An 18692-nucleotide genomic window follows, 5' to 3' on the forward strand; every position below is an offset into this window, starting at 1 on the left:
CGGAACCCGGCCACAAGGTGGCAACCGCAAGAATAGCCGGGCTCCTCCCAGGGCCGGTTCGGACACGCAACATCCGAAACCGGAGGAACCATGGAGAAGACACGTCACAGGCAGTCCCAGGCCCCACAGATGGAGGGGGCGATGGCGCGGTGGTACGCCCGCCAGCGCGGCTCGGCACCCCAGGTCGCGGCGGTCAGGCGGCAGGCCACACAGCTCACCGGCGGCCTGCCGGACGGAGCCGCCGTGCTGGAGGTCGCTCCGGGCCCGGGATATCTGGCCGTCGAGATGGCACGGCTCGGGTTCGCGGTGACCGGACTGGATATGAGCCGCACGTTCGTCGAGATCGCGACCGAGAAGGCCCGCCGGACAGGCGTCCACGCCGACTTCCTGTGGGGCGACGCGGCCGACCTTCCCTTAGACGCGGACTCCTTCGAACTGGTCGTTTGCCAGGCCGCCTTCAAGAACTTCGGGCGGCCCGTCGGCGCCCTGGACCAGATGCACCGCGTGCTGCGCACCGGTGGGACGGCGGTGATCCACGACATGAACAGGGACGCCTCCCGTGCCGACATCGACCGGGAGATCAAGGGCATGGGGCTCAGCGGGCCGAACTCCCTCGTGACGAGGATGGCGCTGACGGCGCTCCGGCGCCGTGCCTACTCAGGGGCCGGGTTCGAACGCCTTGCCGCCGAGAGTGCCTTCCGGACCTGCGACGTCCACACCGATGGGATCCTCCTGGAGGTTCGGCTGACCAAGCGCGACGGGGCCTGAGCCTCGCCTTCCGCTGAAACGGACCCCCAAAAACCGGACACACGGCGACGGTCCCCGGCGAGGTTCGAGCCGGGGACCGGTCCCGGACCGTGCCCCGGTGGAGGGCACGGGGTCATCGGCCTTTCTGACCTGGCGGTTACAGGATGGGGGCCGTCACATCAATTGCCGACCCCGTACTCGGGCACGGAAACTGAATGGTCGCCCGCGCCGTGCGGGTGAGGGTGATCCGACGGGGCGTCCACCTGGAGCGGTGGTGCGGGAGAACGGTTGAGCGGGGATGGGTCTCCGATTCGCCATGCCCTCGAACGGCGATCACCCGGTGTGAGCACCGTGAGGAGCGTGCCGCCTGTTGATGCCTCCTGATACTTCGGACACAGAAATCTCGGACACCGAAACAGAGTCCCGAACCCGGCCGTCCCCACCCCTCCCCCGCCTCCGCGGGGCCCGCTCCCTGTGGCGGTTGAGGTCCTACCTGCGCCCCTACGCCACCCGCCTGGTCCTCGTCTGGGTGCCGGCCTTCGCCGCGGTCGGGATCGGCATCACCATCCCGCTGATCGGCAGGGAGATCATCGACGGCCCCGTCGCCCGGGGTGACAGCGAGGCACTGCTTCCCCTCGCACTGCTCGCCCTGGGGCTGGGCATGGCCGAGGCGCTGCTCGTCTTCCTGCGGCGGTGGCTGCTGGCCGACGCGGTCCTGGGCCTGGAGACCAGCATCCGCGACGATTTCTACAGCCACCTGCAGCGGCTGCCGATGGGTTTTCACGCCTCCTGGCAGTCGGGCCAGCTGTTGTCCCGGGCGACGACCGACCTGTCGGCCATCCGGCGCTTTCTCGGCTTCGGCCTGCTCTTCCTCGTCCTGGTCACCGTCCAGATCGTGACGGTGACCGGGCTGCTGCTCCGGATGTACTGGCCGCTCGGGCTGCTGGTCGTCGTCTCCGCGGTGCCGATCGTGCTCACCTCGCTGCACTTCGAGCGCAGGTACATCCTCATCTCCCGCCGGGTCCAGGACGAGCAGGGCGACCTCGCCACCGTCGTCGAGGAGTCGGCGGCCGGCATCCGGACGATCAAGGCGTTCGGCCGTGGCCGGCACGTCTCGGGGATCTTCGAGGAGGGGGCGGTGAAGATCTACGGGACCTCGATGGAGAAGGTCCGCCTGTCCGCGAGGTTCTTCACCTTTCTTGAGGTGATCCCGAACATCACCCTCGCGCTCGTGCTGCTGCTCGGCGCGCTGGCGGTCGGCTCCGGCACCCTGACGCTGGGCACGCTGGTGGCCTTCGCCACCCTGATGCTGCAACTGGTCTGGCCCATCTCGGCGCTCGGCTTCATTCTGACCGCGGGTCAGGAGGCGATGACCGCGGCGGACCGGGTGATGGAGGTGCTCGACACCGAACCGGAGATCGTCGGGGGTACCCGCGTGATCGAGCGGCCCCGCGGACACCTGCGTTTCGAGGGCGCGGGGTTCCGCTTCCCCGGCGCCACCGAGCCGGTGCTTCACGACATCTGGCTGGAGGTCCGCCCGGGGGAGACGGTGGCGGTCGTGGGCGCGACGGGGTCGGGCAAGACCACCCTGACCTCCCTGGTGCCGCGCCTGTACGACGTGAGCACGGGCCGGATCACGATCGACGGCGTCGACGTCCGCGACCTGCCACTGCCCGAGTTGCGCTCGCTGGTCGCCACCGCCTTCGAGGAGCCGACGCTGTTCTCGATGAGCGTCAGGGAGAACCTCACGCTGGGACGGTACGACGCGACCGAGGAGGAGATCGCGACCGCGCTGCGGATCGCCCAGGCCGGATTCGCGTACGAGCTGCCGTGGGGCCTGGAGACCAGGATCGGCGAGCAGGGCATGTCCCTGTCCGGCGGACAGCGTCAGCGGCTCGCACTGGCCAGGGCGGTTCTCAGCCGTCCCAGGATCCTCGTTCTGGACGACACCCTGTCGGCCCTGGACGTGGAGACCGAGGCCCTGGTCGAGCAGGCGCTGCGGCACGTGCTGCGCGAGGCGACCGGCATCGTCGTCGCCCACCGGGCCTCCACGGTGCTGCTCGCCGACCGGGTGGCCCTGCTGCTGGACGGCACGATCGCGCACGTCGGCCGGCACCACGAGCTCATGGCGAGCGTGCCCGAATACCGCGCGCTGCTGTCCGCCGACCCCGACGCGGAGGAGGCGCGGCTGTGAGCGGCACGACTCCCCCGGCGGAGACCTCCGCGAAGATCCAGGCAGAGACCGGGAACGGCTCCCGGGAGTGGCGCGGGGTCGCCGCCGAGAACCAGGACGAGTTGTCGGAACAGGTGTCGTTCCTGCTGCGCAGCAGGTCCAGGCGGCTGCTGGGTGAGCTGCTGCGCCCGTACCGCAGGAAGATCGTCCTGCTCGTCGCGATCATCGTGACCTGCAACGTCGCCTCGCTCGCCATCCCCTACCTGGTCAAGGTGGGCATCGACGCGGGCATCCCGCCGATGGTCGCGGGCGCGGGGCCGGGGACGCTGGTGACCGTCGTCTCGGCGATCCTGGCCGCGGCGGTCATCCAGCTGGTGACCCGGCAGATATTCCTCAGGATGGCCGGACGCATCGGCCAGAGCATCCTGCTGGAGCTGCGGCGACGGGTCTTCCGCCACTTCCAGCGGCTGTCGCTGTCGTTTCACGACGACTACACCTCGGGCCGGGTCGTCTCCCGCCTCACCTCCGACATCGACGCCATCTCCGAGATGCTCCAGTCGGGCTTCGACGACCTCGTCACCGCCGTGCTGACGCTGGTCGGCACGGCGGTCCTGCTGCTCGTCCTGGACGTCCACCTCGGCGTGGTCGCGCTGCTGCCGCTGCCGGTCCTGGCGCTGTTCACCAATTGGTTCCGGCGGCAGTCGAGCATCATCTACCGCAGGACCCGGGAGGCCGTGGCCCTGGTGATCGTCCATTTCGTGGAGTCGATGGCCGGCATGCGCGCGGTCCAGGCCTTCCGCAGGGAGCCCCGCAACCAGACGATCTTCGCCCAGCTGAACGCCGACTACCGGGCCGCCAACCTGCGGGGCTCACAGCTGATCGCGGTCTTCTCTCCGGGCGTCAAGCTGATCGGGAACGTGACGGTCGCGGCGGTCCTGTTCTACGGCGGCATGCTGGCGATCCAGGGCGGGGTCACGGTGGGCGTGCTGGCCGCGTTCCTGCTCTACGTGCGCCAGTTCTATGAGCCCATGCAGGAAATCTCGCAATTTTATAACACGTTCCAGTCGGCGGGGGCGGCGCTGGAGAAGCTCTCCGGCGTGCTGCAGGAGCGTCCCTCGGTGGCCGAGCCCGGCGCCCCGGTGATCCTGGAGCGCCCGCGCGGCCGGGTCGAGTTCCAGCACGTGGAGTTCTCCTACCTGGACGGCACCCCCGTACTGCCCCGGCTGGACCTGGTGGTCCCCGCCGGGCAGACCGTGGCCCTGGTCGGCACCACCGGGGCGGGCAAGACCACGCTGGCGAAACTGGTCGCCAGGTTCTACGACCCGGTGGCGGGGCGGGTGCTGCTGGACGGGATCGACCTGCGCGACCTCGGCGAGGAGTCGCGGCATGCCGCGATCGTCCTGGTGACACAGGAGAACTTCCTGTTCAGCGGTTCGGTGGCGGACAACATCAGGTTCGGCCGGCCGGGCGCGAGCATGACCGACGTGATGGCCGCGGCCCGGTCTATCGGCGCCGACGCGTTCGTCTCGGCGCTTCCCGAGGGGTACGACACCCAGGTCGGCAAGCAGGGTGGCCGGCTGTCGGCCGGGCAGCGGCAGTTGGTGGCGTTCGCCAGGGCGTTCCTGGCCGACCCCGCGGTGCTGATCCTCGACGAGGCGACGTCCAGCCTGGACGTCGCCGGCGAGCGGCTGGTGCAGCGGGCGATGCAGACGATCCTGGCGGACCGGACCGCCCTGATCATCGCGCACCGCCTGTCGACCGTCGAGATCGCCGACCGGGTGCTGGTGATGGACGGCGGCAGGATCGTCGAGGACGGCCCACCGGGCGAGCTCGTCGGGCGGGCGGGCCGCTACGCCGGCCTGCACCGCGCCTGGCTCGACAGCATCTCCGACCACCGGGACCTTCCCGGCTGATCCGTCCGCCCGTACCGGGAGAGTGGTGGTGCGGTGGCCCGGCACCGGGTCACCGCACCACCGGCCCCATGATGGCCAATCGATCGATTGATTGATACTCTTCCCCAGGCCACCCCGGCTGCAAAATCAAGGCATGAAAGCAAAGCTCATGAAGGTGTGACGGCGAGAGATCACCCTCATCGCCAATCGATCGATCGGGCTTTCTGTCATGCCGATCCGCGAAGGCCTCCGTATGAGAATCATCGACGCGCGGGTCCGGCTCCCCCAGCACCTGCGTGAGACCGCGACCTACAACGCCCCCTTTCGGCAGACCGAGCAGTACGACCGCGTGCTGGGACTGACCGGCAAAATGAACGACGGCACGCTGCCCGACCTGCTGGCCGCCATGGACGCGGAAGACATCGACCGGGCGGTCATGCACGCCGAGTCCGAGGGCGGCGAGTCCGCGGAGGCGCTGAACGAGGCGCTGGTCAAAGTGGTCGCCGAGCATCCCGGCCGCTTCTCGGGCATCGGCACCGTGGACCTGTACCCGCCCCGCCCGACGCGTGCGGCCAGGCAGGTCGCCGCCGCGGCCGCCCGGGGGCTGCTCGGCGTGGCCGTGCAGCCCGCCTTCTTCGGCCTGGACATCGACGACCGCGCGCTCTACCCGATGTACTCGCGCGCCGAGGATCTCGGCCTGGTCGTCGCGGTGCACACCGGCATCACCTACTCACGGATGCATCCCATCAGGCACGAGCGTCCCGAGTTGCTGGACCAGGTGGCGTGCGACTTCCCTGATCTGCGGCTCGTCGCCTGCCACGCGGGATGGCCGTGGGCCACCGAGTTCTGTGCCGTGGCGCGCCGGCACCCCACGGTCTACCTGGAGTTCGGAGGGCTGGCCCCGAAGTACGTGGCCCGTCCGGGCACCGGATGGGACGCTATGTTCGGCATGATGTCCACGGTGCTGCGCGACCAGGTTCTCTACGGCAGCGACTGGCCGGTGATGGAGCCCTCCCGCGCGCTCGCCGAATGGCGTGCGTCCGGCCTGCCCGAGCCCGCGCTGGAAGCGCTGTTCGCGGGCAACGCGGCCCGGTTGTTCGGCCTGGAACGGCGGTCATGATCGTCCGGCTGCTCGACGAGCGGGCCCGGCGGCACCCGGCCAAGGTGTTCCTGCGCACCGGTGAGGGCGACCTCGGCTACGCCGAGTTCCAGGAGCGGTCCCGCGCGCTCGCCGCGGGCCTCGCGGCGCTCGGGGTGCGGCCGGGCGAGCCGGTCGCCGTACTGATGCGCAACAGTGCCGACGCGGTGCTGACCTGGTTCGCGGTCGCCCGACTGGGCGCGGTGCACGTGCCGGTCAACACCTCGCTGATCGGTTCCGGCCTGGCCCATGCCTTCCGGGTGACCCGGGCGCGCGTCGCGGTGGTCGACGCGGACCTGCTGCCCGGCCTGGCCGCGTTGCCGCACGAGCCGTCCGGGCTGGAGACACTCCTGGTGCGCGGAGCCGGGGACGCCCTTCCCGCCTGGCACGGCGCGGCGCGCGTCGCCCGTTTCGAGCGGGCGGCACTCCCCGGCGTGGCCGTGGCACCGGCGGAGACCGGCGCGCTCGCACCGGCGATGATGCTGTTCACCTCGGGGACCACCGGCCCTTCCAAGGCGTGCGTGCTCTCCAACCGCTACCTCGTGCGGCAGGGCGAGCTGCACGCGGAGAACCTCCGGCTGACCGCCGAGGACGTCCTGTACTGCCCGTTCCCGCTGTTCCACATCGACGCCGCCACGCTGACCGTCGTGGCGGCCCTGTCGCTCGGGGCCGTCGCGGCGATCGGCGCCGGGTTCAGCGCGTCGAGGTTCTGGGACGAGGTCCGCCGCTTCGACGCCACGGTCTTCAACTTCATGGGCGCTACCCTGACCATCCTGTGGAAGCGCCCACCTCGGCCGGAGGACCGGGCGCACCGGGTCCGTCTGGCGTGGGGCGTGCCGATGCCCGCCTGGCGGGACGGGTGGGAGCAGCGGTTCGGGTTCCCGCTGCTGGAGGTCTACGGGCTCACCGACGGCGGCGTACCGGTCTACGAGCCGCTCGACGCCCCTCGGCGTCCCGGGGCGTGCGGTCGTGTCATCTCGCAGTACGAACTCGCCATCGGCGCGGAAGACGGCTCACCACTGCCGCCGGGTGAGATCGGGGAGATCCTGATCCGTCCCCGCGAGCCCGGCCTCGTCATGAACTCCTACCACGGGATGCCCGAGGCCACCGCCGCCGCCTTCCACGGCGAGTGGCTGCGCACCGGCGACCTCGGCCGCCTCGACGAGGACGGCCACCTCTACTTCTGCGGTCGCGCCAAGGACGGGATACGCCGCCGGGGCGAGAACATCTCCGCCTATGAGGTCGAGCAGGTCGTGGAGGGACACCCGGGCGTGCTGGAGGCCGCGGCCATCGGCGTGCCCAGTGAGCTGACCGAGGAGGATCTGAAGGTCTGCGTCGTGCTGCGCCCCGGCGCGAGCCTCACCGCCGAGGAACTCACCGAGCACTGCGCCCGCAACGCCGCGCCGCACCTGGTCCCCCGGTACGTCGAGTTCCTCGGTCTGCTGCCGAAGACGCCCACCCAGAAGGTGGAGAAGTTCCAGCTCAGGAAGGCCGGGATCACCCCGGCCACCTGGGATCGGGAGGCCGGGGTGACCACCGGGAGTGCCGGTGATGGGGCCCGCCCCACCGGTGTCGACGAGGAGTGACTCGACGCGAGCATTCAAACTCGATCAGATTCGATCGGACATTGACCTCATTTGTCAATGAATGTATCAACGTGGTTAACCACCCCTCACCGGGCCGCCGATCTCCCAGGGGGCTCGGGACACCCCCCTCGGAGTAGCCGTGTCACCTGCCACCATGCCCTCCTTATCCCGGTACGCCTTACCCCGGTGCGCCACCGTCCTGGTGACCGCCCTGCTGATCCTCCTGCCCGCCGGCCTCCCGCTCCGGCCGGCCTCGGCGGTCACCGTGACCAGGGCGGCGGCCGCCGCCTGGACGCCGAAGACACCGCCGCTGAGCACCCCCTGGACCTCGCAGGTTCCGGTGAACAACCCCCTGCCGGAGTACCCCTGACCGCAGCTGACCCGGCCCGACTGGCAGAACCTCAACGGGATCTGGGACTTCGCCGTCACCGGCCGCGACGCGGGGCAGCCGTCGGCCTGGAGCGAGCAGATCCGGGTGCCCTACCCGGCCGAGTCCGCGCTGTCCGGGATCATGCGCAAGATCACCGGGAACGACCGGCTCTGGTACCGGCGCACCTTCACCGTCCCGGCCGGCTGGAGCGGCAAGCGGGTCCAGCTGAACTTCGGCGCCGTCGACTGGCAGACCACGGTCTGGGTCAACGGCGTCCAGGCCGGCTCCGCCCACACCGGCGGCTACGACTCCTTCGGCTACGACATCACCCCGCTGCTCAACGGCGGCGTCAACACCGTCGTCGTCTCGGTGTACGACGCGACCGGCACCTCCCAGGTGGTCGGCAAGCAGACGCTCAACCCGAGCGCCATCTTCTACACCGCCACCTCCGGCATCTGGCAGACGGTCTGGCTTGAGCCGACTCCGACGGCGCACGTCACCCGGCTGGACATCACCCCCGACGTGCCCGCCGGGCAGCTGCACGTCATCGTCAGGGGGGCCGGGACCTCCGGCCACACCGCGCAGGTGACCGCCTCGGCCGGGGGCACCGCGGTGGGCACCGCCTCGGGGGCCGTCGGCGCCGAGATCCGGGTCCCGATCCCCAACGCGCGCCTGTGGAGTCCCGACGACCCGTTCCTGTACGACCTGCGGGTCGAGCTCAGAAGCGGGAGCACGGTCGTCGAGACGGTCGGCGGCTACAGCGGGATGCGCTCGATCGCTCTGGCCTCGGTCGGCGGGGTGCTGCGGCCGGTGCTCAACGGCTCGTACGTGTTCCAGATGGGCACCCTCGACCAAGGGTTCTGGCCTGACGGCATCCACACCGCGCCCACCGACGACGCGCTCAGGTTCGACCTGCAGGCCCACAAGGACATGGGCTTCAACACGGTGCGCAAGCACATCAAGGTCGAGCCGCAGCGCTGGTACTACTGGGCCGACCGGCTGGGCCTCATCGTCTGGCAGGACATGCCGTCCGGGGGCTCCGACACCCTGGGCAGGCAGTACCACGAGGCCGAGATGCGCCGCATGATCGACCAGCTGCGCAGCACCACGTCGATCGTCATGTGGATCCCGTTCAACGAGGGCTGGGGCGAGTACGAGCCCGCCGCCAACGCCGACCTGGTCAAGAGCCTCGACGCGTCCCGGCTGGTCGACAACAACTCCGGGTCCAACTGCTGCGGCTGGGACGGCGGCAACGGCGACGTCATCGACGACCACGTCTACCCCGGTCCCGGCGACACCCAGCAGCCGAGCGGCACCCGGGCCGCGGTGCTCGGGGAGTACGGCGGCATCCGCAAGCAGTTGCAGGGCCACACCTGGACCCCGGTGGGCTCCTCCGACACCAACGACGTGACGGCCCAGTACCTCAACCTGCTCGGCCAGGTCCAGACCCGGATGACCAGGTTCGGGCTGTCCGCGGCGATCTACACCCAGATCACCGACGTGGAGAACGAGCTCAACGGCATCTACACCTACGACCGCCAGGTGGCGAAGGTCGACCTCGGCCGGATCAAGTCGGCCCAGCAGGCGCTCATCGCCCTGTCGAAGGGGACGCGCCCGCTGACCTCGGGCACGGCCGTCTCGCTGCGGGTCACCACGCCCGGCTACACCGACCGCTACCTGCGCCACCAGCTCAGCCTGGCCAGGACCGACGTGGTCGGCTCCGGCGGCGACGCCCTACTCAAGCAGGACTCGACCTTCGTGGTGCGGCCCGGCCTGGCGGAGGCGAGCTGTTACTCATTCGAGTCGCGCAACTTCCCCGGCCACTTCCTGCGCCACCAGGAATTCCGGGTGCGCAAGGACGCCAACGACGGCACGGCGCTGTTCAGGGCCGACGCCACCTTCTGCGCCGAGGGACCGCCCGGCGCACTGCGACTGTCGTCGTACAACATCCCCGGCACCTACCTGCGCCACATCGGCGCGGAGGTCTACATCGCGAGCAACGGGGGCTCGCACACCTGGGACAACCCGGCCAGCTACCTGGCCGACACCACCTGGGCCGTCAGCGCGCCCTGGGCTCCCTGACCGCCCCTCGGACGCTCCCCCGCCCGAGGGCGCGTCCGGGACAGCCCCGGAACCTGGCGCACCGCCGGAGCCGGAGATCTCGTGGCCGAAATCTTCGCCCCCCGGGGACGCGGTCGGCGTACGAGCGGCCCGCCGCTCGGCGGCAGGCCACCGTTCGAACAGCACGGAGGAGGGCAGCAGCGAGGGGCACGACCGGATCGCGGTGACGCCGGTACCGTGATCGGGTCCCCCCGCCGATGGAGGCCCCCATGAAGACAACCGGGAGACGGCCCGTCCTCGCCGACTCCGTCAGGATCACCGACGACGCCGTGGAGATCCTCGACCGCCGCGTCTATCCCTTCGAGCACCGCTGGGTGCGCTGCGCCACAGCGAGGAGGTCGCGGTGGCCATCGAGCGGATGGTCACCCAGAGCACCGGCCCCTCCTTCGCGGCGACCGCCGGGATGGTCCTGGCCGCCCGCGAGGCCCGTGACGAGCCGCCGGCCCTGGCGGCGGCCCGGCTGCGCGGGGCGGGCGACCGGCTGATCGCGACCCGGCCCACGAACAACCACATCCGCGACGCCGTCCACGCGGTCCTGGCCGCCACCGTGGACGGGCCGCTCCCCGAGGCGTCGGGAAAGGAACTCGTGGAGGCCGTGACCCGGGCCGCGACCGAGCACGACGCGGCCTACCGGGCCAGCAGCGCGGCCCTGGGCAGGCACGCGGCGGCGTTGCTGGAGGACGGCGCCCGCGTCCTCACCCACTGCTGGGCCGACACCTATCTGATCGCGACGGTCGAGGCCGCGCAGCAGGCGGGCAAGCGACTGGAGTTCGTCTGCACCGAGACCCGGCCCTACCTGCAAGGAGCGCGGCTGACCGCGCCGACGCTGGTGGAGATGGGTTACCGGCCCACCCTGATCACCGACGGGATGGTCGCCTCGGTGCTGGCCGACGGGCTCGCCGACGTGGCGCTGACCGCGGCGGACCGGGTGACGATGGACGGCCACGTGGTGAACAAGGTCGGCACCCTCGGGGTGGCGCTGGCCGCCCGCGCCTTCGACGTCCCGTACTACGTGGTGATCCCGGCGCCCGACCCCCGGGCGCCGGGGATCGGCGACGTCGTCATCGAACGTCGGGACGGCGACGAGGTCCTGCACGTGCTGGGGAGGCGCACCGCGGGCGAGGGCGTGACCGGCCACTACCCGGCCTTCGACGCCACTCCCCCGCACCTGGTGACCAGGATCGTGACCGAGCGCGGCGCCTTCGAGGCCGAACGCGTATCGGAGCACTTCGAGGTGCCGGGGCGTCCGACCGCTTGACGTGGACACCGACAGCGCGTCGCTGGGCACACTCGTTGCGTACCGCAACCGCGACGACGGCTCCGGCGCGGGTACGGCCAGGGGGAGAGATCTGCTGTACGGCCCTTCAGCACGTGGGCAGGTAGTCCATGGAGGGGAGGTAGGTGGCCCACTCCTCGCGGGTGAGGTCGCGGCCGATCTCCTGGCAGAGCCTTCCCACGAGCGGATCGGGCTGGAGCGACCAGCGGATGACTCTGCCGTCGTCTCCTCCGGAGATCAGATCTCCGTCGGCGGTGAAGGCCAGGCCCTTGATCGGAGCCGTGTGGCCGGTGAGCGTCGCCGTCGACCTCCTGGACGCCAGGTCCCAGACGGTGATCGTACGATCGTCGCCCGCGGACGCGAGTGCGCGGCCGTCCCTGCTGAAGGCGATGACCTGGATCGGGGCGGTGTGGCCGGGCAGCGTGGCGTACGGCTCCCCGGTCCGCGTGTCCCAGAGTTTGACGGTCCGGTCGGCCCCCGCCGTGGCGATCAGCCTGCCGTCCGGGCTGAAGGCGACGTCGAGCACCGAGCCCTGCCTGGTTCTGAGGGCGCGGACCTGCCGGTCCTTGGCCAGGTCCCAGACGAGCAGGTCTCCGGCGGGGCCGGTGGTGGCGAGCAGCGGCTCGCGCGGGCTGAACGCCAGGGCCGAGGACAGGTTCCCAGGAACCGGAAACGGCACCTCGGATGCGCTCCGCGGATCGTGGACGTCCCAGCGGAACCGGCCGAGCGCGGTCGCGACGAGAAAGCGCCCGTGCGGGTCGAAGGCCACGTCGGTGGAGGCGCCGAGCCCCCGGTAGGTGATCGTGGTGAGCCTCCGCCTGCTGTCGACATCCCAGAGGGTGAGCGTGTGGCTGCGGGTGACGGTCGCGAGCCGGTGGCCGTCCGGGCTGAAGGCGACGGCCCGGACGTGATCCGGGTGGTCACCGAGCGTGGCGATCGGGTTTCCGTGCACGTCCCACAGCCGGACGGTGGCGTCGCTGCTCGCGGACGCGACGAGATGGCCGTCCGGGCTGATCTCGATGTCGTTCACGGCCCGGCTGTGTCCGCTGAACGGAGGGAGGGCACGCTCGCGGATCACGATGGTCCTGCCCAATCCGGCCGAGGCGAGCATCGAGCCGTCGGCGCTGAAGGCGAGGGACAGCGTTTCAGTGCGGTTTCTGTCCTGGTAGGTCTCGACGGGCTGCTGTCGCGCGATGTCCCAGACGGTGATCAGGCCGTCCTCGTCGGCGACGGCGATCCGACCGGCGGCGGGAGCGGACATGTCCCAGGTGTACGGCGACTGCTTGGGCAGCGCGGACAGAAAGGTCACACCGTCGTGAGCGATTCGCCAGAATCGCACCCCGTAATGTGACGACCCCGTGGCGAGGGTGCCATTGGCAGGGTCGAAGCCCAGCCTGTGGACGTTTTTGATGGAAAGCGTGGCGACCTTGGCCCCGGAGGCGACGTCCCACACGAGGGGTTTCTCGGTTCCGCCCGTGGTCGACACCAGAAACGCCTGGTCGGGGCTGAACGCGAGAGCCACGACCTCTTCCCGGTGTCCTTTCAGGGTGCGTCTGCTCCCGTCGAGCAGGTCCCACACCTCGATCGCCCCCTTGCCGACTCCGACCGCGATCTTCGTCCTGTCGGGGCTCAGCGCCAGCGCGTCGGTGAGTTTCGCCCGTGTCCGCTGAAACACCGCCCGGCGGGAGCCCAGATCCCACACGACGATCGCGCCCTTGGTGGCCCCGAGCGCGGCCTCCCTGATGATGGAGGCGAGCAGCCTGCCGTCTCGGCTGAACGCCGCCGCCCTGGCATGGACCTCACCCCTCCCGCCGAGTCCCGCGTTCGCGGAGAAGGTCGCGACACGGGTACGGCTGCGCGGGTTCCAGAGCCCGACCGTTCCGTCGGTGCCGGCCGAAGCCAGCCACGAGCCGTCCGGGCTGAACGCCACCCCGAAGATCGCCGGCCCTTCGGCGTTGAGCTCGATCCGACGGCGCGCCGCAGCCGACACGCTCAGCAGAGCGCCCCGCGTCTCGGCCTCCGGATTGAGGCGGAACGCGGCGATCGCCAGCAGACCGGCCAGATCGGGGTCGGTGCCGAGGAGTGACCGTGCCTTCAGGGACAGCTGGCGGGACAGGGCGACCAACTGCTGGCGGCCCGCCTCCTGGCCCTGCCGTACGGCCACGCCTCCGCCGGACAGGGCAAGCAGGAAGAGGAGGGCCATCGCGGCCAGGAGGCGTTGCAGGAGCCGGGTGCGGCGTCTCGTCGCGGTGCGCTCGCTCTCCTCCAGCGCACGGCTCACCCGCAGAAAGGCGCTCTCGATGTCGTTCAGCTCCTGCGGGTGATCCTCCGCCCAGGTCCGGGCGGCGAGAAGCTGCGCGCCTCGATACAGGGCCCCGGAGTCACGCCCCAGTTCCCGCCACGTCTGCGCGGCGTCGGTGAGCCTCCGATGGACGAACAGGCTCTCGCGGTCGTCGGTGAGCCAGCGGTGAAGCCGGGGCCAGGCCCGGATCAGCGCTTCGTGCGCCACGTCCACCGTCTCCTCCGCGAGGACGACCAGCCGTGCCACCGCGAGCCGGTCCAGCACTCCGGAGGTGACGTCGGAGTCGGCCACGCCGACGAGCTCCGCCCGGGAGATGGGGCGCCTGGTGTCCTCTGTGCCGTCTCCCAGCGCGGTCAGTCTCAGGAAGATCCGGCGTGCGGTCTGCTGCTCCGCGGGGGCGAGCTCGTCGAAGACCCGTTCCGCGCTCTGCGCGATGGCCCCGCGTACGCCGCCGGCCGCCCGGTAGGCCGACAGCGTGAGCCTGCCGTCGGCGCGGTTCCGCCAGGTCTCCAGCAGCGCGTGCGACACCAGCGGCAGGCTGCCCGGCTCCTCGGCGGCGTCGGCCAGCACCGTGGCCAGCAGGTCGGGTTCCACCGTCAGCCCTGCCTGGGCGGCGGGCCGGACGACGATCTGCTGAAGGTCCGCCGGCGACACAGGTCCGACGAGCAACTGGGCCTCGCCGCCCAGAGCCTCGACCAAACCGGGATGCTGGGTCAGGTGGGCGAGGAAGTCGGCTCGTATGCCGAGCACGAGGACGGTGCGGTGGCCTGCGCCGAGTGCCAGACCCAGAAGTGCCTCGATGAATCGGTGGCGTTCGCCGTCGTCGGCGCAGAGCGTGAAGGTCTCCTCGAACTGGTCCACCACCAGCAGCAGGCGGGTCTCCTGCGCGCCACACAGCGCGATGTCCAGGGCGGCGTTCAAGGAGCCGGGATCATCGGACAGGCCGTCGTGAAGCGCCTTGGGATCGCCGCCGGACGTCTTGGCGACCAGGTCGACCAGCGTGTCCAGCGGATGCTCGCCGGGCGTCATGATCAGGCCCCGCCAGGGCTCCGTCGTGCCCTGCGCACCGGCGATCGTCCCCAGCAGACCGGCGCGCAGGAGAGATGACTTTCCGCTTCCCGACGCCCCGAACACGCCGACCACCGCAAGCCGGTCGACCAGCTCGCGGAGCCGGTCGACCAGCTGCGAGCGGCCGAAGAACCATGCTTCGTCCTCCGGCTGGAATGCCATCAGACCCCGGTACGGGGAGTCGTCCGCAGCCCATCCCTCCGTCTCGTGCGGCGTGGCCGGCAGCCGCGGCGGCGGACCCAGGTCCGGGAGGAGTCCCTCGTCGCCGCGGAGTATCGCCTCGTGCAGACGTTGAAGCACAGGGCCCGGTTCGATGCCGAGCTGAGCGTTCAGCAGGTCGCGGGTCTGGCGGAATACCTCCAGCGCCTCGACCTGACGGCCGGACCGGTACAGCGCGAGCATGAGATGACCCCGCAAGCTCTCCCGGTATGGATGCTGCCGGGTGAGGTCGGCCAGTTCGGCGGTCACCTCGATATGCCGCCCCAGATGGAGCTCGGCCTCCGCCAACCTCTCGTGAACGGTGAGCCGCGCCTCCTCCAGGCGCCGGGCCTCCTCAGCGATGAGCGCGTGATCGCCGAACTCCGCGAACGCCGGCCCCCGCCACAGGTTCAGCGCCGCGCGCAGCCGGTCACGGGCCGATTCGAGATCTCCGCTGTCCAGGGCCGCGCTCCCTTGCGCGGCGAGGCTGCGGAAACGTGCCGCGTCGAGCGCGTCGGTGACGATCGCGTACCCGCCCGGCCGGCCAGGCAGGACGTGGGTGCCGAACGCCCGCCGTAACTGGTGGACATAGAGGTGGATGTTGCGCCGAGCGGACGCGGGCGGCCGATCACCCCAGACGGCGGCGACCAGCCAGTCGATCGACACCGGCTGGCCGGCCTTGGACAGCAATGCGGCAAGGGTGAGCTGAAGCTTGGGGGCTCCGCCGACAGGAGCCGGCTCGCCGTCACGGGAGACGCTGAGCGGCCCCAGAACATGAAATTCCACTCGGATTCCGCCCCCATCGGACTTCGGAATGAAGAATCCTGGACCGCCGCATAATTTGTCAATCATTCGGTCAAGGATGATCCCTTGCCTGTGCCGGACCGATCCGCAGCCGCCAAAGCGGGTTCTACCAGGGCCTATACCGCACGTATACCGGCCTGTCTGATGCTCAACCCGAGCCGATCAAGGCTTCGTCCCCGACTGGGGAACGAAAAACTTCCGCCTGATCTCTGGAGGTACGCATGTCGAAATCGAGGATCGCCGCCGGCCTGCTGGCCGGCTGCGTGGCCGGGGCGGTCACCCTGACGGGCCCGGCCGTATACGCGACGACAGGCTCGACCGGAGCGGACCGCACGGACTCGAGCACGGTGAGCACGGCGGACGACCCGTCCCTTCCGCACCGGCAGGCCCGCTCAGAGGCAGAACTGCGTCAGCAGATGGCGCTTCAGTTGAAGAGCGCCCCGGGAGGCGTGCAAACGAGCCGCAACGAGATCTCCTACGCGAACGGCACGTTCGTGGTGACCTACGCCCTCCCAGGTCAGGTCACGTTGGCCGCGGTCGCCGACTGCCCGTCCAACTGGTACTGCTTCTACGACGGGAAGGACTTCGGATACCCACGGGGAAAGCTCTCCTCCTGTGGCTGGCAGGACCTCGCCACGTGGGGGTGGAGCGACCGCACGACCTCGGTGCACAACAACACCAACTGGCAGGTGGCCTACTACGAGCACGATGATCTGGGCAACCCCGCCTACGGTCATCAGTTTGACTACTCCCTCTGGAGTTCGGGCCCGCACTCGAGCTGGAGCTACGTCAGGGACGTGAACAACAATCGGGCCGACCACGTAGAACTGTTCTGCTGACAGCGCCTTCCGAAGCGGGACGGATCCAGGGACGCGCACCCCACTCCCGGATGTGCTGATGCTCCCGTGAAATCCGGCGAACACACCGGCCGAGCCGAGCGCGGCTTCGAGTCCGCTTGAGCAACCTGGCCGTATCGGGCGTGCATCCTCCAGTCGGTGGCCTGGAGGGCGCACGCCCGACTTTCGTGGCGTTCTCCGTCCTCGGTGCTCTGCGGGCTACTTCGTCGTACGCGGCATCGACGTCCGCGCCGACAAGGCCCACGGCTCCCGCGCGAACCGCGCCTACCCGCGCCGACGCGGCATTTGCCGCACCATAACCGCAAGAAGCCGGACTCGCGCGGCGGTCGTCCGCCGAGGTTCGACAAGGATGACCACCGCGAGCGCCACGTAGTGGAGCGCGGGATCAATCGACTCTCTTTTGAACGCGTTCAACTCACTGCGCTAGGCTCTTCCCACACACCTAGGGAAAGCCTGATGAAGATAGTGATACCCGGGGGAACCGGGCAGGTAGGCACGATCCTGAATCACGCGCTGACCGCCGCAGGCCATGAGGTCGTGGTCCTGACCAGAGGGCCGGTGCGCGACCATGAAGTCCGCTGGGACGGCGAGACCCTGGGTCCGTGGGCGGAGGAGATCGACGGCAGCGACATCGTGGTCAACCTGGCCGGACGCAGCGTCAGCTGTCGCTACACCGCAGCCAATCTGCAGGCCATGATGGATTCGCAGGTGCGCTCCACCCGGGTTGTGGGTGAGGCGATCGCAGCCGCCGTGCGGCCTCCCCGGGTCTGGTTGCAGATGAGCACCGCCACTGTCTACTCCCACCGCTTCGACGCGCCCAATGACGAGGCGACCGGCGTGCTCGGCGGCACCGAACTCGGCGTCCCGGGCTACTGGGCCTACAGCGTCGAGATCGCCAAAGCGTGGGAGCAGGCGCAGGAGCGAGCCGAAACCCCGCACACGCGCAAGGTCGCCATGCGCTCTGCCATGGTGATGAGTCCCGATCGCGGCGGCGTCTTCGACGTCTTGCTGCGGCTGGCGCGGCTCGGTCTTGGCGGCCCGGTCGCGGGCGGCGCGCAGTACGTGTCCTGGATCCACGACCGCGATTTTGTCCGCGCTGTTGAGTTCCTGGCCGACCGGGACGACCTCGCCGGGCCGATGAACCTCGCCGCTCCCGTTCCCCTACCACAGCGCGTGTTCATGCGCGTGCTGCGCGCCGCGTGGGGTGTCCCGGTGGGCCTGCCCGCAACGAGGTGGATAGCCGAGCTCGGCGCGTTCGCGCTGCGCTCGGACACCGAACTCCTGTTGAAAAGCCGCCGGGTCGTCCCCGGCCGCCTGCTCGAAGCGGGCTTCGCTTTCGACCACGCCCAGTGGCCGGAGGCCGCCGGCGACCTCGTGCGGCGCATGCGCGGCGGGCCCGGCCTCATCAGATGAGCCTTCGGCTCCTGCCGACCGAGGTGACCTCGGGCAGCGACTGTCCACCCTGACGGAATGACCATCGCTGCCCCCTTGCACGTCGCTGTCGTCACCGGAGCCGGCCAAGACCTTGGCCGAGCCGTCGCCCCGCAGCCGGGGAGTCGGGGAGTCGTCGTCCGATGATTGCCTGCACCTTCCCCCGAGGCCTCCGTACTCAGGGGACGAGGGCGACCTTGCCGGTGACCCGGCGTTGCAGGAGGTCGTCCAGGACCTGCGCGCCGGCCTCCAGCGGGGCGGTCGCCGGGGCGGCCGGGGTGAGGAGGCCGGCGGCGACGAGGTCCAGGAGTTCGGTGAGCAGGGCGTGCTGACCGGCGGCGTCCGACATCGACCAGGCGCCCCAGTCGACCCCGACGACCGATCGGTTGCGCAGCAGCACCTGGTTGAGCGGCAGCGACGGGATGCTCCCCGAGGCGAACCCGATCACCAGATAACGGCCGCCCACCCGAAGCGACCGCAGGGCCGGATCCGCCAGGTCGCCGCCCACCGGGTCGTAGACCAGGTCGACCCCGCCGTTGGAGAACTCGCGGGCCGCGTCCTTGAGGCTCTGGGCGCTCGTGTCGAGCACGGCGACGGCGCCCGCGGCGCGTGCGGCCCGTCGTTTGTCCTCGCTAGTGCCGTGACCGCATTGGTTCGCCGGGTTTGTCAGGCTGCGGCCTTGAGAGGGCGTCCGCCCCAGCGGATGCCCTTCTCGCCGCGGATGCGTAC

General features: G+C 70.4%; 12 protein-coding genes. 9 read left to right on the forward strand and 3 right to left on the reverse strand.

Annotation, left to right across the window (positions count from 1 at the left end; all coding sequences use genetic code 11):
* Positions 1-90 precede the first annotated feature (90 nt).
* From IG98_RS0138105 to IG98_RS0138125, 5 genes are all read left to right on the forward strand, one after another.
* A complete protein-coding gene (locus IG98_RS0138105) occupies positions 91-768 on the forward strand; it encodes a class I SAM-dependent methyltransferase (protein WP_030924077.1) in 678 nt (225 codons plus the stop codon).
* 460 nt (positions 769-1228) lie between these two features.
* A complete protein-coding gene (locus tag IG98_RS0138110; RefSeq protein WP_030924079.1) occupies positions 1229-2941 on the forward strand; it encodes an ABC transporter ATP-binding protein in 1713 nt (570 codons plus the stop codon).
* Entirely contained in the window at positions 2938-4833 is a 1896-nt protein-coding gene (locus IG98_RS0138115; protein ID WP_037972405.1) for an ABC transporter ATP-binding protein, read from the forward strand. Before IG98_RS0138110 ends, IG98_RS0138115 begins: the two co-directional genes overlap by 4 nt.
* A gap of 232 nt (positions 4834-5065) precedes the next feature.
* Entirely contained in the window at positions 5066-5932 is an 867-nt protein-coding gene (locus tag IG98_RS0138120; RefSeq protein ID WP_084195964.1) for an amidohydrolase family protein, read from the forward strand.
* The gene (locus IG98_RS0138125) at positions 5929-7536 is read left to right on the forward strand and encodes an AMP-binding protein (protein WP_063766360.1); all 1608 of its coding nucleotides are present in this window, start codon (positions 5929-5931) and stop codon (positions 7534-7536) included. The genes IG98_RS0138120 and IG98_RS0138125 overlap by 4 nt, the downstream gene beginning before the upstream one ends.
* Before the next feature lie 75 nt (positions 7537-7611).
* Here the strand turns inward: IG98_RS0138125 and IG98_RS52860 are convergent, their stop codons facing one another.
* Positions 7612-7965, reverse strand: coding sequence for a hypothetical protein (locus IG98_RS52860; RefSeq protein WP_211264291.1), 354 nt, complete (start codon positions 7963-7965; stop codon positions 7612-7614).
* A 46-nt stretch (positions 7966-8011) separates the two neighbouring features.
* Here IG98_RS52860 and IG98_RS45830 point away from each other — a divergent pair, with 46 nt between their 5' ends.
* Together IG98_RS45830 and IG98_RS45835 are read left to right on the forward strand one after the other, a co-directional pair.
* Positions 8012-9988 carry an AbfB domain-containing protein gene (locus IG98_RS45830; protein WP_483855314.1) on the forward strand — a complete coding sequence of 659 codons (1977 nt, stop codon included), beginning with the start codon at positions 8012-8014 and terminating at the stop codon, positions 9986-9988.
* 382 nt (positions 9989-10370) lie between these two features.
* Positions 10371-11285 carry a translation initiation factor eIF-2B alpha/beta/delta subunit family protein gene (locus IG98_RS45835; RefSeq protein ID WP_211264292.1) on the forward strand — a complete coding sequence of 305 codons (915 nt, stop codon included), beginning with the start codon at positions 10371-10373 and terminating at the stop codon, positions 11283-11285.
* A 106-nt stretch (positions 11286-11391) separates the two neighbouring features.
* Here the strand turns inward: IG98_RS45835 and IG98_RS0138140 are convergent, their stop codons facing one another.
* Positions 11392-15657 (reverse strand): nSTAND1 domain-containing NTPase, encoded by a 4266-nt coding sequence (locus tag IG98_RS0138140; protein ID WP_169750263.1) that lies wholly within the window; start codon positions 15655-15657, stop codon positions 11392-11394.
* Positions 15658-15896: 239 nt separating this feature from the next.
* Between IG98_RS0138140 and IG98_RS0138145 the strand changes: the two genes are divergently transcribed.
* Both IG98_RS0138145 and IG98_RS0138150 read left to right on the forward strand, forming a co-directional pair.
* Positions 15897-16514 carry a peptidase inhibitor family I36 protein gene (locus tag IG98_RS0138145; RefSeq protein ID WP_030924091.1) on the forward strand — a complete coding sequence of 206 codons (618 nt, stop codon included), beginning with the start codon at positions 15897-15899 and terminating at the stop codon, positions 16512-16514.
* Positions 16515-16988: 474 nt separating this feature from the next.
* Positions 16989-17945, forward strand: coding sequence for a DUF1731 domain-containing protein (locus tag IG98_RS0138150; protein WP_030924093.1), 957 nt, complete (start codon positions 16989-16991; stop codon positions 17943-17945).
* Between the two features lie 196 nt (positions 17946-18141).
* Here IG98_RS0138150 and IG98_RS0138155 read toward each other — a convergent pair.
* Positions 18142-18692, reverse strand: a 551-nt coding sequence (locus IG98_RS0138155; RefSeq protein WP_157594764.1) for a zinc-binding dehydrogenase, incomplete at its 5' end; no start/stop codon positions are given.

This window comes from Streptosporangium amethystogenes, from assembly GCF_000721075.1.
GTDB classification, from domain to species: Bacteria; Actinomycetota; Actinomycetes; order Streptosporangiales; family Streptosporangiaceae; genus Streptosporangium; species Streptosporangium amethystogenes.

What these genes read in the sequence shown, in the direction of transcription:
- IG98_RS0138120 (WP_084195964.1), top strand. Translation starts at nt 5,066, where the DNA reads ATGAGAATCATCGACGCGCGGGTCCGGCTCCCCCAGCACCTGCGTGAG.
- IG98_RS0138105 (WP_030924077.1), top strand. Translation starts at nt 91, where the DNA reads ATGGAGAAGACACGTCACAGGCAGTCCCAGGCCCCACAGATGGAGGGG.
- IG98_RS0138125 (WP_063766360.1), top strand. Translation starts at nt 5,929, where the DNA reads ATGATCGTCCGGCTGCTCGACGAGCGGGCCCGGCGGCACCCGGCCAAG.
- IG98_RS0138150 (WP_030924093.1), top strand. Translation starts at nt 16,989, where the DNA reads ATGAAGATAGTGATACCCGGGGGAACCGGGCAGGTAGGCACGATCCTG.
- IG98_RS0138145 (WP_030924091.1), top strand. Translation starts at nt 15,897, where the DNA reads ATGTCGAAATCGAGGATCGCCGCCGGCCTGCTGGCCGGCTGCGTGGCC.